At 66.7% G+C, this 14,078-nt stretch carries 12 protein-coding genes; 7 read left to right on the plus strand and 5 right to left on the minus strand.

The window, feature by feature from the left end; all coding sequences use genetic code 11:
• Window positions 1-39 precede the first annotated feature (39 nt).
• Window positions 40-687, plus strand: a complete 648-nt coding sequence (locus tag H609_RS0105225; protein WP_018867434.1) for a bifunctional 2-polyprenyl-6-hydroxyphenol methylase/3-demethylubiquinol 3-O-methyltransferase UbiG — start codon at window positions 40-42, stop codon at window positions 685-687.
• 278 nt (window positions 688-965) lie between these two features.
• Here H609_RS0105225 and H609_RS0105230 read toward each other — a convergent pair whose 3' ends face one another.
• The 4 genes from H609_RS0105230 to H609_RS14380 form a co-directional block, all read right to left on the minus strand.
• Window positions 966-1,916 carry a PDC sensor domain-containing protein gene (locus tag H609_RS0105230; protein ID WP_028484469.1) on the minus strand — a complete coding sequence of 317 codons (951 nt, stop codon included), beginning with the start codon at window positions 1,914-1,916 and terminating at the stop codon, window positions 966-968.
• A 691-nt stretch (window positions 1,917-2,607) separates the two neighbouring features.
• Window positions 2,608-3,507 (minus strand): histone deacetylase, encoded by a 900-nt coding sequence (locus H609_RS0105235; protein ID WP_028484470.1) that lies wholly within the window; start codon window positions 3,505-3,507, stop codon window positions 2,608-2,610.
• A 16-nt stretch (window positions 3,508-3,523) separates the two neighbouring features.
• Window positions 3,524-4,282: a bifunctional 2-polyprenyl-6-hydroxyphenol methylase/3-demethylubiquinol 3-O-methyltransferase UbiG gene (gene ubiG, locus H609_RS0105240; RefSeq protein ID WP_028484471.1), complete on the minus strand. Its 759-nt coding sequence runs from the start codon at window positions 4,280-4,282 to the stop codon at window positions 3,524-3,526.
• Between the two features lie 429 nt (window positions 4,283-4,711).
• Window positions 4,712-5,086: a hypothetical protein gene (locus tag H609_RS14380; protein WP_018875403.1), complete on the minus strand. Its 375-nt coding sequence runs from the start codon at window positions 5,084-5,086 to the stop codon at window positions 4,712-4,714.
• A gap of 533 nt (window positions 5,087-5,619) precedes the next feature.
• Between H609_RS14380 and H609_RS0105250 the strand changes: the two genes are divergently transcribed.
• Window positions 5,620-6,384 carry an SDR family NAD(P)-dependent oxidoreductase gene (locus H609_RS0105250; protein ID WP_026280214.1) on the plus strand — a complete coding sequence of 255 codons (765 nt, stop codon included), beginning with the start codon at window positions 5,620-5,622 and terminating at the stop codon, window positions 6,382-6,384.
• A gap of 146 nt (window positions 6,385-6,530) precedes the next feature.
• Here the strand turns inward: H609_RS0105250 and lexA are convergent, their stop codons facing one another.
• Entirely contained in the window at window positions 6,531-7,181 is a 651-nt protein-coding gene (gene lexA, locus H609_RS0105255; RefSeq protein ID WP_028484472.1) for a transcriptional repressor LexA, read from the minus strand.
• Between the two features lie 105 nt (window positions 7,182-7,286).
• On the opposite strand from lexA, the gene H609_RS0105260 reads away from it, so the two are divergent.
• The 5 genes from H609_RS0105260 (at window position 7,287) to H609_RS0105280 (ending at window position 13,717) form a co-directional block, all read left to right on the plus strand.
• The gene (locus tag H609_RS0105260) at window positions 7,287-9,722 is read left to right on the plus strand and encodes a DEAD/DEAH box helicase (RefSeq protein ID WP_028484473.1); all 2,436 of its coding nucleotides are present in this window, start codon (window positions 7,287-7,289) and stop codon (window positions 9,720-9,722) included.
• A complete protein-coding gene (locus tag H609_RS0105265; RefSeq protein WP_028484474.1) occupies window positions 9,709-10,959 on the plus strand; it encodes a ribonuclease H-like domain-containing protein in 1,251 nt (416 codons plus the stop codon). Before H609_RS0105260 ends, H609_RS0105265 begins: the two co-directional genes overlap by 14 nt.
• 11 nt (window positions 10,960-10,970) lie before the next feature.
• Window positions 10,971-11,633, plus strand: coding sequence for an SOS response-associated peptidase (locus H609_RS0105270; protein ID WP_028484475.1), 663 nt, complete (start codon window positions 10,971-10,973; stop codon window positions 11,631-11,633).
• Between the two features lie 126 nt (window positions 11,634-11,759).
• On the plus strand, window positions 11,760-12,104 hold the full coding sequence (locus H609_RS0105275; RefSeq protein ID WP_028484476.1) for a PilZ domain-containing protein: 345 nt from the start codon (window positions 11,760-11,762) through the stop codon (window positions 12,102-12,104).
• 482 nt (window positions 12,105-12,586) lie between these two features.
• Window positions 12,587-13,717, plus strand: coding sequence for a DUF5610 domain-containing protein (locus tag H609_RS0105280; RefSeq protein WP_028484477.1), 1,131 nt, complete (start codon window positions 12,587-12,589; stop codon window positions 13,715-13,717).
• Window positions 13,718-14,078 lie beyond the last annotated feature (361 nt).

The raw sequence follows: 14,078 nt of genomic DNA on the forward strand, positions 1-14,078 counted from the left end.
CGCTCCGTCAATCGTCACCGGTACCGCTCGAGGCATACCATGCGAAGCGCGATCTATGATTTCCTGATCCTGCGGCTGACGGCCCGCTGGTACGCGGCGGCGCTGGAACGGATTCCCGACGGGGCACGGGTTCTGGACGTGGGGATCGGCACGGCCGGGGCATTACTGGCCAACGCACCGGGTGTCAGACGCAAGGAATTGCGTGTCACGGGGATCGACATCGACGGCGACTACGTCCGTCGGGCCCAGCGGCGGTTGGCGGAGTCACCGTTGGCCGACTGCGTCGAGGCGCGTCAGGAATCCGTGTACGACCACGCGGGCGGCCCCTACGACGTGGTGTATTTCTCGGCGAGCTTCATGCTGCTGCCCGATCCAGAACAGGCCCTGCGCCATGCCACTGGCCAGCTACGACCGGACGGTCGCTTCCTGTTCACGCAGACCATCCAGCGTCGGCCCTCTCGCTGGATGGAGTGGTTCAAGCCGCTGCTGCGACGGCTCACTACCATCGATTTCGGGCAGGTGACCTACGAGGCGGATCTCCGTGCCCAGCTGGCGGCGGCCGGGCTGGTGGTCGAGGAATGGACCGTACTCGCCACCCACGGGGCTCGCGCCTCCTGTCTGGTGGTGGCGAGACCTGCCAGTACGACCGCCGGTCAGGATGCCAGCCAGCGCGCCAGCAGCATATAGCGGCCACTCATCGATCCAGACCACCAACCCCCGTAGGAGCCTGCTTGCAGGCGAAGTTCCGAACAGGCGGTCATTCCGGAAACGCACAGCGGTTATTCGGGAACTCGGGCTCCGGGGCCGGGGCGGACGCCAGAGATCCCGGCTCTGCGCTTTGCTCCGGCCGGGATGACGGTGTGGCGCGTGGAAGGAGAAGGGCGCCCACTTCCTCACGCTTCGCCGTCTCTCCGCTCGGGGCGATGTGGGGTCAATCCGAAGGCAGACATCCAGGCACCGAGGGGTTACGGGCGTTCGTGCTCTTCTCCGGAGCCCAGCCAGAAGTCCAGGCGTTTGGCGAGAAACTCCTGCCCGCTCATGTAGTGGGACCCATCACAGGAGAAGTTGAGGCCAACCATGCCGTTGAAGATATTGAGGGAGCCGGAGCGCAGGTAGATCGTGTCGTCCATGAAGCGCAGCTCGCGGAAGGTACGGAACACCGCTGCGACCTGATCCGTGGAGAGTAAGGCCTCCTCGGGGTAGGACCGCTGGGGATAGGCGAGACAGATCCCGGGATCCGTGAGGTCCTCGTAGTCCAGCAAGCGGTAGCGGAACGGGTCGTCGCGCAGCCACAAGGTGGCCCGGGAACTGGAGAAATGCAGCTTGCCGTGGAATACGCCGTGGGCGGCCACCAGCTCGGTCAGGAGATCCAGTACCTCGTCGATCCGGGTGTCGAGCGGGCTGTCCACCCGATGCTGGTTGAATAGGCCCCCGCGGATCGCTGGATCCCCCTTCAGCTGCATCCATTGGTCCGGCTGCTGATAGAGGTCGCGGGTCAGGGGCAGCTCCCGCAGGTCGAAGTCCGCCCCCAGGAATCCCAGCAGTGTGCCGTCGCTTTGGGTCAGACGTTGCACGGCCGTCAGGGTAGGGCGGCGCCGATTGCGGCTGATGTAGGCCGACGACATGGAGAACTCGGCCCCGGCCAGGGCATCGGCCATGTAGGGCCGGGTACTGCGATCCCGCCCGGCCTGGTCCGGCAAGGAGCCTTCCGGGGATACGTTGGCGGTCACCTGGTGAGCGCGCGGATCGAGCACATAGAGGTACTTGCAGGACGGCAGCGCGCCCAGGGCCACGGCGAGTCGCTGCTCGAGGGCCTCACGATCGCCCCACCTCTCGGCGCAGGGGTCCACCAGCCGCGCCAGGGCGGTCGACAGTTGCCCCTGAAGGAGCAGTCGCTGCCGGGCCACCGCCGTCATTGTCGCTTCACTCATGGCCTTCGCTCGGAGGATACCGATGGGAACGCGCCCGCCAAGGGCGACCGTCTGGCGAGGGTGCCGCAGGACCGGCGGTGGCGCAACAACCGACTCGACGCATCCTGACGTCGGATAGGCCACGGCGTTGGGCGTGTCACCATTACGGGCTATAAGTGGCGCCTTGATGGGACTATTCGTAGAGACAGCTACCACAGCGCGGCGCGCGCTCAACAGCTCAGGTCGGCCCTCTGGCCGAGGCAGCGGCAAAAGACAAGCACCGGCCCGCGAAATCCAAAGGTAAGCCCCTGATCCCCGCAGGTTCCGTCAGCGAGCTGCGCGAGAAGCCAGCCATCACCGAAACGACGATACCGCCCCAAAGCTCTTGCGCCTGTTCGTCACCGAGGCTGAAGCCTCCCTACTGTAGGAGGCGAGCCCTCTCGCCGATCGGGCATGTCCGGCGCCCCATCGCCCAGAGGGCTGGGCTCCTACCGGAGAAGGGGGCTGTGGCGGCATGTGAACAAGATGGGTGTCCTCTTCCGTGGTCATCCCGGAAACCGCGCAGCGGTTATCCGGGATCTCGGCCGCCGAGGCAGGAGCGGACGTCAGAGATCCCCCTCTCCGCTTCGCTCCGGCCGGGATGACCGTGGGCACCGGGAGGAAGATGGGTGCCCTCTTTCTCGGTCCTCTTTCTCGGTCACAGGGACGCGGCGGTCCGATGGAGAAGCGCATGGCGATCGGCAAGCGCCGTGATGTCGCGGTCGTAACCCCCGCCGATCACCGCTGCCACGGGCGCGGCCCTCTCGCGACAGACCTGCAGCACGTGCCGGTCACGCGCCTCGAGGCCCGCATCGGTCAGATCCAGATGCCCCAGCCGATCCGCTTGATGTACATCGACGCCGGCGTCGTACACCACCAGGTCCGGGCGCACGGCGTCGATCAGGGTCGCAAGGGCATCTCGCAGGGTGGCCAGATACGCATCATCGCCGGTGCCGCGGGCGAGTTCGATGTCGTGGTCGCCGGGCGTCTTGCGCGCCGGGAAATTGCTGCCCGCGTGCATGGAGAAGGTCACCACCTCGGGGGTATCCGCGAAGATGGCGGCCGTCCCATCGCCCTGGTGGACGTCGAGGTCGATGATCAGGACACGCTGGACCCATCCCATAGCGCGCGCATGGGCCGCTGCGACGGCAATATCGTTGATCAGGCAGTACCCGCTCGCGAACCCCGCGTGGGCATGGTGGGTGCCGCCGGCGGTATTCAGAGCCAGGCCGTCGCTCAGTGCAGCCTCCACGGTCAGCAGGGTGCCGCCCGTCTCCAGTCGCACGCGCTCCACCAGCGCTTCCGACCACTGGAACCCGCTGCGCCTCTGGGCGGCCTTGCTGGTCTGGCCGGACAGGAAGGCATCCAGGTAGGCCGGTGTATGCACGCGGGCCAGAGCCCCCCGAGGGGCGATCTCCGGTTGCAGCCAGTCGATTGTCGTGTCGCCCAGCTCGGTTTCCAGCCGGTCCCGCAGGACCTGGAACTTTGCCATGGGGAATGGATGCCCATCCGGCAGTTCGATCGTGTAGCGCGGATGATGGATGAGCGGAAGCGGCATACGGCGGACTTGTCCTTCAGGCTTCGGACTTCTGTGCCAGGATCATGTAATTGACACTCATCGATCTCGACAGCCACATCCGGCGGGAAAGCGGATTCACCTTGACTCCCGTCTGCGCCACAGGCTCCAGGCCGTCGCGCGCCAGCAGGTCCCGCGTTTCCCGCGGCGTCACAAAGCGCTTCCACTGATGAGTGCCCCGGGGCAGGATGCGGAACAGATACTCCGCCCCGACAATCGCCACCACGAACGAGACCGGATTGCGATTGATGGTGGCCACGAAGGTGTGCCCGCCGGGACGCAGCATGCGGTTGACGCTCCCCATGAACGCGGGCAGGTCCGCCACATGTTCGACCACCTCCATGTTCAGGATCACATCGAAGGTCTCGCCACGCGCGGCGAGGGCCTCCGCGGTGTTCACTTCGTACCCGATATCCAGGCCCTGCTCCGCGGCATGAAGCCGCGCAGCGGCAACGTTGCGGTCAACGACGTCCACGCCCAGTACATCCGCGCCCAGGCGGGCCATGGCCTCGCTCAACAACCCGCCGCCACAGCCGATGTCGAGCATGCGCAGGCCGGCGAGGGGATGCGTAGCCTCCCGGTCCCGTCCGAGTGACTGACAGAGCTGATCCCGGATGTAGTCGCTGCGCAGTTGGTTGAGCACGTGCAGGGGCCAGAGTCTTCCATCCGGTTGCCACCACATCTCGGCCAGGGCGCGGTAGCGCTCCACCTCGGCGGGATCGACGGTTCGGTCGCGTTCCACATTCGGAGAAGTCATCGGCTGGGTCGCTCGCCATCGGCACAAAGGTCTCTTTCCGACCACACGTCGCCGGTTTTGATCGCAGCTGCGGACGATCCGCATTCCCGTGTACCCCTGATCACGCCCCATAGCCCTGAGAGATTCTGGGCCCAGTAGGCGCCTGCCTGCAGACGAAGACCCGTCAAAAGTCGGGCGCGGGCAGGGGATTCGCCTGCAAGCAGGCCCCTGCAGGAGGCTTTTGGTGTCCCGGGCCGATCGGAATCCGCGCAGCGGTTAACGGCCCTTGGGGACAGGCGGGGTGACGTCAGAGAGTCCGGCTCTTCGCGGCCGTATCGGCCGGTTACCGGCAGCCAACCTTGTCATTGATCAGCACAACGTACGGAACTTGCTGTGACGTCGTATCAACCAACGAGTTGAGGAAATCGCCACGGACACCTAAAACATGGATCAGTGTTTCCCTAAAGGGTGCAATTGCCTAGTCCAGCAGGAGGGAGCGTCATGAGTTGCCAGGAACATCCGAATCACGAGCATGAACACGGACCCGGCTGCGGACACACCGCGGTGGAGCACAACGGACACGTCGATTACTTGCATGATGGCCATCTCCACCATCCGCATGGCGACCATGTTGACGAGCATGTCATCGAGGTGAGCGAAACGAACCCGGATCACTGCACCCCGGACCACCAGTGCCAAGGTCATGACCCGAATCACGTGCACGGTCCCGGCTGCGGCCACGAGCCCGTTCCGCACGGGGACCACGTCGATTACCTGGTAGATGGCCACCTGCATCACCCCCATGGTGACCACTGCGACGACCACGGGCCCCTCAAGGTCGTGGCATCGGGGACCTGACTCACGCCATCTCGGCCACGGGATTGGTTTGCCCGGCTCCCCGATCCTGTGTTGCGCCCCGAATGCATCAAAGACGCGGGGGTAGAACCGCTACCCGCTGCGCGTCGCGCCTGGTCTCGGAAAACCTGTGGCACCCACGCGAGTGGGTACATCGATCAGCGTTTCCCTAACCGGACCTCACGACGCCGGTTTTGATCGCGGCGGCGGGCGCACCGCAGGATCGTGTGCCCCAGATGCCTCTCCCATAGCCCTGAGGGATTCTGGGCGCGGTGGGCGCCTGCCTGCAGGCCAAGCCCCGGCCAAAGCCGAGCGGGCCGGGTATTCGCCTGCAAGCAGGCTTCTGCAGGAGACTTGTGGTGTTCCGGACTGGCTGGAGAGCTTGCCGGGCACGGTTGCGATGCTGGATCTGACCAGGGGTGGGTGGCCTCTTGGTTGGTGTTGGACCGGACCGAGCGAATAATGGGATTGTTCTCGGAGCGTTTGTGATCAGGAGAAGCAGCATGAGGGGTCTGGAAGGAAAGGTGATCGCAATTACCGGTGGCGCCGGAGGTATCGGCGAGTGCACTGCGCGCATGGCGTACGAGCAGGGTGCCAGCCTGGTGATTACCGACCGCGAGACCGGACCGGTCGAAGCCATCGCCCGGTCCCTGGGTGAGCGGGCGATCGGGATGGCGGTGGACGTCACTCAGCGTGAGGATAACGAGCGCATGGTGGCGGCCGCGCTGGAACGCTTCGGCCGTCTCGACGGGGTGTTCCTCAACGCCGGGATCGAGGGCGAGGTCGGCCCATTCGAAAGCCGCTCCGATGCAGCCTGGGAGAAGGTCTTCGCCGTCAACGTGCAGGGCGTGCGCCTGGGCGCGGAGGCCGCTTTGCCGGCGCTGCGACGTGGCAGCGGCGGGAGTATCGTGATCACCTCCAGCGTGGCCGGGCTGCGCGGCGCCGTGGGCTTGTCGCCGTACGTGTCCAGCAAGCATGCGGTGGTCGGCATGATGAAGTGCCTGGCCGCTGAGCTGGGGCCGGAGAACATCCGTGTGAATACACTCAACCCGGGGCCGGTCGCGAATCGCATGATGCAGTCCATAGAGGAGCAAGCGAAGCCCGGTCACGCCGACGAGGTGCACCAGGCCTTCGAGGCACGCATTCCGCTGGGCCGCTACGTCAGCAACGAGGAGTGTGCCGGTATGGCGGTTTTCCTGCTGTCTGACGCTGCTTCGGGCTGCACTGGCAACACGTATGTTGTTGACGGCGGCCTCTGCTCGCAGTAACGCCGAAGGAACCGGCGGTCCTCGGTCTTCGTTGGCGCGAACGTAAAGTGTCGTCGTCCAGCGGGTAGTGGTTCTACCCGCAAGCGGCGCAACGCAGGATTGGGGAATCTGGGGTGCCACCCCTACAACCTATCGATAGATCCCACCTAGACCGGGCGGTAACGGCGCATCTGGCCGACGAGCACCCCCTGGATGCGCAGCTGGTCCGGGGTGACGAAAAGGGGTGTGTAGGCCGGGTTCTCCGCATGCAGCAGGACGCCACCCGGCTTCTGTTCGATCCGCTTCAGCGTGGCGACTCCGTTATCGATCAGGGCGACCACGATCTCGCCGTTGCGGGCTTCGCTGCGCGACTCGATGACCACCCAGTCTCCGTCCAGGATGCCGACATCCTGCATCGAGTCGCCCTTCACCTTGAGCACGTAGCACTCGCCGCGCCCGCGCAGGTGGGCGGGTACCTCCACGGGCTCGGGATGCGCCAGGGCATCGATGGGCTGGCCCGCCGCGATCCGGCCCAGCAGGGGCAGGGTGTTCGGGGTCCACGTGTCCCCATCCGTTGCGGGGTATTGGGTATCCGTGAGCGCCGGCAGTTCATTGGCCAGCCGGATGCCGCGATGACGGCCCCGGGCAGGCTGGACGTAGCCCGCGGCTTCCAGCGCCCGGATGTGCTTGTGCAGCGAGCCGCGCGAGCGCAACCCCAGCGCCTGTGCCAGCTCTTCCAGGCTCGGGGCGTGCCCCTCCGCCGCGAAGCGCTGCAGGGCCTCGAGCACCCGACGCTGGTGCGGGGTCAGTGCCTCCATGGCATCCGCTCTCCTGGTGTTGGATCGTGCTGGACCGGGAACATTGTTCTCCGTTTGTTCTCCGGGCTATGATCGCCACTGTACGGCTCCCGCGAGAAGATTGCCATGACCGAACCGGCGTGCGTCATCCACGAAGATTCTGTCCCCGAGCTGAGCGCCGAACCCCAGGGTGGCGAGGCGGGTGCACGACGCCTGGTCGAGCGCATCAAGGAGCGTTACGCCAAGCGCATTACCGGTGAACTGGTCCTGCCGGCGCGGCCCGCGCAGTATGCGGATCTCCCAGTGGATCTGGACCCGGCCATTGCCGGCGCCCTCCGGTCGCGGGGCGTGGAGCAGCTGTACAGCCACCAGCGCGAGGCCTGGGATCAGATCCGCGCCGGCCGCCACACCGTGGTGGTCACGCCGACCGCCTCGGGCAAGACGCTTTGCTACAACCTGCCGGTCCTGCAGGCAGCCCGCGAGAACAAGGCCAAGGCGTTGTACCTGTTCCCGACCAAGGCGCTCTCGCAGGACCAGGTCGCGGAGCTCATGGAACTGAACGAGGCCGGGGACCTCGGTGTGCGCGCCTATACCTTCGACGGGGATACCCCGGGGGATGCCCGCAAGGCGGTGCGCACCCGGGGCGACATCGTCGTCACCAACCCGGACATGCTTCACCAGGGCGTCCTGCCACACCACACCAAGTGGGCCCAGTTCTTCGAGAGCCTGCAGTACGTGGTGATCGACGAGACGCACACCTATCGCGGCGTGTTCGGTTCCCACGTGGCGAACGTGATGCGGCGGCTGCGCCGTATCTGTCGGTTCTATGGGGCGGACCCGGTTTTCATCATGAGCTCGGCCACCATTGCCAACCCGGAAGAACTGGCCTCGGGTCTGGTCGGCGAGCCGGTGACGGCGATCACCGAGAGCGGGGCACCGGCCGGGGAACGCCACCTGCTGCTGTGGAACCCGCCGGTGGTCAATGCGGACCTCGGCATCCGCGCCTCGGCCCGTTCCCAGGTCACGCGGATTGCGCGCATGGCCCTGCGCGGCAAGCTCACCACCATCATCTTTGCGCGCACCCGGCTGATGGTCGAGGTGATCACCCGCTACATGAAGGACGTGTTCGACAACGACCCGCGCAAGGCCTCGCGGGTCGCGGCCTATCGGGGTGGCTATCTCCCGAACGAGCGCCGCCAGACCGAGAAGGCGCTGCGCAGCGGCAACGTCGATTGCGTCATCGCCACCTCTGCGCTGGAGCTGGGGGTGGATATCGGCAGCCTGGATGTCTGCCTGCTGACCGGGTACCCCGGGACCATTGCCAGCACGTGGCAGCGCCTGGGCCGGGCCGGCCGGCGCAACCGCCCGTCGCTGGGGGTGCTGGTCGCCAGTTCCGATCCGCTGGACCAGTACATCATTCGCAACCCGGAATTCTTCCTCGGCCAGTCCCCGGAGCAGGCGCGTATCGCGCCGGATCAGCTTCTGATCCTGCTGGATCACGTGCGCTGTGCGGCCTTCGAACTGCCGTTTCGCAAGGGCGAGACCTTCGGCGGCGAGGACCTGGAGTCGCTGCTGGCCTATCTGGAGGAGCAAGGTGTGCTGCACCGCGAGTCGGATACCTGGCACTGGACCGAGGACAGCTACCCCGCCCAGAGCGTTAGCCTGCGGTCGGTCGCCGAGGGCAACTTCGTGGTCGTGGATACCACCGAGGGCCGGCAGCAGATCATCGCCGAGGTGGACTTCTCCAGCGCGGCCGAGACGCTGTACGAAGGGGCGATCTACTTGGTGCAGGCCGTGCCCTACCAGGTCGAGCGGCTGGATTGGACCGGGCGCAAGGCGTTCGTCACGCGCACCCGCGCGGACTACTACACCGACGCGATCGACTACACGCGTCTGAAGATCCTGGATGACTTCGAGCGTTCACCCGCAGGCGAAGGTGAGGCCGCCCGCGGCGAGGTGCACATCGTCCGGCGCATCCCGGGGTACAAGAAGATCCGCTACTACACCCACGAGAACATCGGGTACGGCAACATCCACCTGCCGGACCAGGAGATGCACACCACCGCTGTCTGGTGGCAGATGGCACCCGAGGCGCTGGAACAGCGCTTCGCCTCTCGCCACGAGGCCCTGGATGGCTTTCTCGGTGCCGCCTACGCCATGCATCACGTGGCCGCACTGGTGGTGATGTCCGAGCCGCAGGATCTGGGCCGGGCGGTGGGCGATGGTGATGCCCGCTGGTTTGCCACCGTGGGCGCGAACGGCCGCGGCCAGTTGCGCACGCTGGATGGCGGCGAGTGCGATCCGGACCAGGAAGGGCGCTTCCGCCCGGCCGTGTTCCTGTACGACCACTATCCGGGCGGCGTCGGCCTGTCCGCGCCCCTGTTCGATGCGTGCCAACGGGTCATTCGCGACGCACTGAGCCTGATCCGGCAATGCGACTGTGCCCACGGCTGTCCGGGCTGCATCGGGCCCATCCTGGCCAGTGACGAGGTGCGCGGGTTCTCGCCGAAACAGGCCGCGATCAAGGTCCTCGAGGGCCTGGAATCCCATGGGTCTGCATGACCGCCTGAACACGCTGCGCCGCCAGTCCGGTAGCGAACCGCCGGCCCCTGGCCGGACCTCGGCCGATTCTCGTACTGCCGGCACCGCATCGGACACGGGCAACGTGCTGGACGAGATCCGGGCCCGGCTCGACCGTATGGGTGTGGCGGGGACCGGGCGAACACGGCCGAACCGTACAGCCGCCGAATCCGCCATCCCGCCCGAGGAACTGGCCAGGCGCCTGGATGGCGAACTCCTGGCACCGCAAGTGATCCAGCTCGATCGCGCGATGCCGGATCTCCACGCCCATGGCCGACATACCCTGGCCCGGGCGCGCGAACCGGCAATGCCGTTCTGGCACGCCGATCGGCGCGTGGGTTTTATCGATACCGAGACCACGGGCCTCGCCGGGGGTGCCGGGACGGTCGCGTTTCTGGTCGGGCTGGCGACCCTCCAGGATGGCCGGGTCCGCCTGCGTCAGTGGCTGATGACGGCGTTCGCGGGCGAGGGCGCCCTGCTGGAAGCGGTCGACGCCGCGCTAAGCGAGTGCGACCACCTCGTCAGCTACAACGGCAAGACCTTCGACCTGCCGCTGTTACGCGATCGTCGTCGCATGCAGCGCCGCCCGGATGCACCGGAGACTGCGCATACCGATCTCCTGCACCCGGTGCGCAGCCTGTACGGCCACGCCTGGCCGGACTGTCGCCTGCGAACGGTCGAGGAGCGCCTGCTGGGGCTCGCTCGTCAGGACGACCTGCCCGGGTCCGAGGCTCCGTGGGCCTGGAAGGCCTATCTTGCCTCCGGGCGCAGCGAGGAGCTGGAACGCGTCGTCCGGCACAACACCGACGACATCCTGTCCCTGACCCTGCTGGGCCCGGCGCTGGCGTCCGTGCTGTTACAGCCCGCGGCGCATGGGGCATCGGTGGAGGGCGCCGCGCGCGTACAGGAACGCCTGCAGGGAACGGACACCGCCCGGCGGCTGCTCGAATCCCACCAGCACCGGCTGTCGCCGGCCGGCCGATTGTGGCTCGCGCGCGAATGGCGTCGCGAGGGGCGATATGATCAGGCCGTGCCGGTCTGGGAGGCACTGGCGGAGCAGGGCGTCCAGGAGGCACTGGAGGCGCTGGCCAAGTACCACGAGCACCAGCGCCGGGACTGGAAACGTGCGCTGCAGTATGCCGGGCAACTCGCATCCGGGCCCCGGGCCACGGCACGGATCGCAAGACTGCAGGCGCGGATCGACGCAACGGCCCGGTAAGGCGAGACGACATGTGTGGACGATTTGCGCGCTACTCGGCCACCAGCGAACTGGCCTGGCGCTACTTCGAGACCCGGATCGACCAGGACTTCGATGCCCCGCGGTACAACGTCGCGCCAGGCACGGACATCGAGGCGTTCCGGGCGAGCGACAAAGCCAAGGCCGCGTTTCAGCCCATGCACTGGGGCTTCCGGCCGAAACGCGTCACCGAAGGGCCGCAGCCCATCAACGCGCGTGCGGAAAAGGTAGCCAGCAGCCCGTACTTTCGCAGTGCCTTCGCGCATCGGCGCTGCATCATCCCGGCGGACGGCTGGTTCGAGTGGCAATTGACCGGACAGGGCAAGCAGCCGCATTTCATCACCCTGACCGACGACGCGCCGCAGGACGTGCTGTTCCTCGCCGGCATCTGGGAGCCGACCGCGGAGGGTGGGGCCTGCTGCGCGATCATTACCGAGCCCGCGTCCGAGCAGCTGGCGTTCATTCACGCCCGACAGCCCCTCGCGCTGGACGCCACATGCCGCTGGGATTGGCTGGACCCCGCCATCACGGACCGCGAGCAGGTTCGTCACCTCACCCGGCGCCTGCCGCCCAGCGCCTTGCAGGCGTACCCCGTTTCGACCCGAGTGAACCGGCCACAAAACGACGACCCGTCCATCCTCGACCCCACCGGCTAACCGGCCCGATTGCAGAGATCCGGCCCCGGCCCGTCCGGCCGCGGGTCCGCATTCGGATGCTCTACAGTCAGGGGTGAGGCACATGAAAATGTCGTAGCTTGCGGGTTCGCGGCAGAGGGGTGGTCGATGGAACTTCGGGAAGGGCGACGCAGGGGCGTTCGCATGACCGCGGAAGTACAGCCGTTGCAGGGTGCCCCCGCATTCCGGGCAAATGGGTGGGTCCGCGATGTCAGCCTTAGCGGCCTTTACGTAGAGATGCCCGTTTCAGGTATCTCCGAGCATTCAAGACTGAAAGTTACGGTGAGCCCGGAAGAGGACGCCGACGGCCGGACCTATGTTTGGCAGTGCATCGTGATGCGGGTGGATGAGCATGGCGCGGGCGTCATGTTCGATACCGAGGATCCGTCGAGTGTCGAGGGCCTACTCGATCTGATGCGTGAGTCCATCGGACTCCCACCCGATTCGCGATAATCCGAACCCCAAGAGCGAATCCTGCTGCTCGGCCCAGCGATTGGCCAAGGGAAAAAGCCCAGGCCTGGCCCTTTGACCCGCGCACAATACCAATTTCGCTCGCACCCGCGCCCCCTGACCAACCCCGATGGCCCTGAGAGACCCGGGGCCCCGTAGGAGCCTGCTTGCAGGCGAAGCCCCTGCCAAAGCCAGACGCGGGCAGGGGCTTCGCCTGCAAGCAGCCTCCTACAGGCCCTTCTGTGTTCCGACTAGGCGGTCATTCCAGCAACGCCCAGTGGTTATCCGGGATCTCGTGCACCGGGGCAGGGGCCGACTGCAGAGCTCCGGCTCCTCGATTCGCTCAGCCAGGATAAGGCTGTGGCGCCCGGAGCTAGAGGGGCCACCGTCCCACACTGGATGCTCCCTTGCCCCGAAGGTGGGCTAAAGAATCTCCACCGGCGGCCGTTAACGCCGTACCCGTCCCCGTGTGTGAGTGCGCCGCCATGCCTGTCGATACCAGTTTCCACCCAATCTCCCTAAAGGGCCCCGCAGAGCGGTCTGGCTTTACGCGCCAGGGCCTTGCGCAGGCCGACGGCGGCTCCGGCCGCAGCCTGAACGCCCTGCAGAATCAGATCCTGCAGAACCTGGCGCGGGCCATCCCCGGCGAAAGCCTTGGCAGCCTCAAGCGTCTGGATGCCAGCGACTTCACCCCGGAAAAGGTGGCCGACCGGATCGCGACCTTCGTGGAGATGGGGCTGGCGAATGCCCGGGCCCGCGGCGCGTCGGGCGCCGAGCTGGAGGCGCTGAGGGAGCAGGCGACCCAGGGCGTGGAACAGGGCTTTCGGGAGGCGCGGGAGATCCTGTCGGGGCTCAACCTGTTGGAAGGCCGCATCGCCGAGGACGTGGACGAGACCGAACGCCTGACCTTCGCGGCCCTGGAAGACCTCCGGCTGCCTCCCGCCGAGCGCAGCCTGGCCGGCACCACGGCCCTGTCCATGAGCGAGCGCTTCTCGCGCGCCGAGAGCCTGGAACTGAACATCACCACCCAGTCGGGTGCGGAGGTTCAGATCCGGTTTCAGAGCGTCCAGGACGCGCGGCTGCAGACCCAGGTCCAGGTGCAGGACGGGGCAGCCGATAGCTGGCTGGATGTCAGCCGGTACGCGGCGAGCGGCTACCAGTTCTCCGTGCAGGGTGACCTGGACCCGGACGAACTGCGTGCCGTCGAGGAGCTGGTGCGCGATATCGGCTCGCTCGCGGACGAATTCTTCCATGGCGATGTCCAGCGGGCGTTCGAGATGCTGCCGGACCTGCGTTTCGATACCGACCGGCTCCAGTCGATGGAGCTGAACATGACGCGCACCGAGACCTACCGCATGACCCAGGCCTACGAACAGACGCAGCAACTGGACGCGCCGGAACACTCCCGCGCGGCCCAGCGCCTCGAGCAACTGGTGGAGGCCCTCCAGGAACGCTTCAGCCAGCCAGCGCTCCAGTTCCTGGACAATCCCGTCGACACGGGCGGGCAGATCCTGAACACCCTGGTCGAGCAGGATGCGCGGTTCCGCGAGGCCGAGGCCGAGCGCCAGCAGCAGTTCCGGGACAACCTGACACGGCTGCTCGACGCGCTGGGTTAGTCGTCCGGCCCGCGCGAGCGTGGCGAGCCGCGCAGCCGCCCTTGCGTCGCTGGAATGCGATCCCGAGCGGTTGCCGAAGGGCTCGTCTAGGCTGGGACCCGTTCGCGTCGCCGCGCGCTGAGCCAGAGCGCGTCATCGCCCCATTTCGGGTGCGAAATGCCTCGTCCAGGAAGAAGATGGGTGTCCTCTTTCTCTGTTCGAGCGTGGCGAGCCGCGCAGCCGCCCTTGCGTCGCTGGAATGCGATCCCGAGCGGTTGCCGAAGGGCTCGTCTAGGCTGGGACCCGTTCGCGTCGCCGCGCGCTGAGCCAGAGCGCGTCATCGCCCCATTTCGGGTGCGAAATGCCTCGTCCAGGAAGAAGA

It is taken from the genome of Thioalkalivibrio sp. ALE17, assembly GCF_000425605.1.
In the GTDB taxonomy this organism is placed as follows: Bacteria; Pseudomonadota; Gammaproteobacteria; order Ectothiorhodospirales; family Ectothiorhodospiraceae; genus Thioalkalivibrio.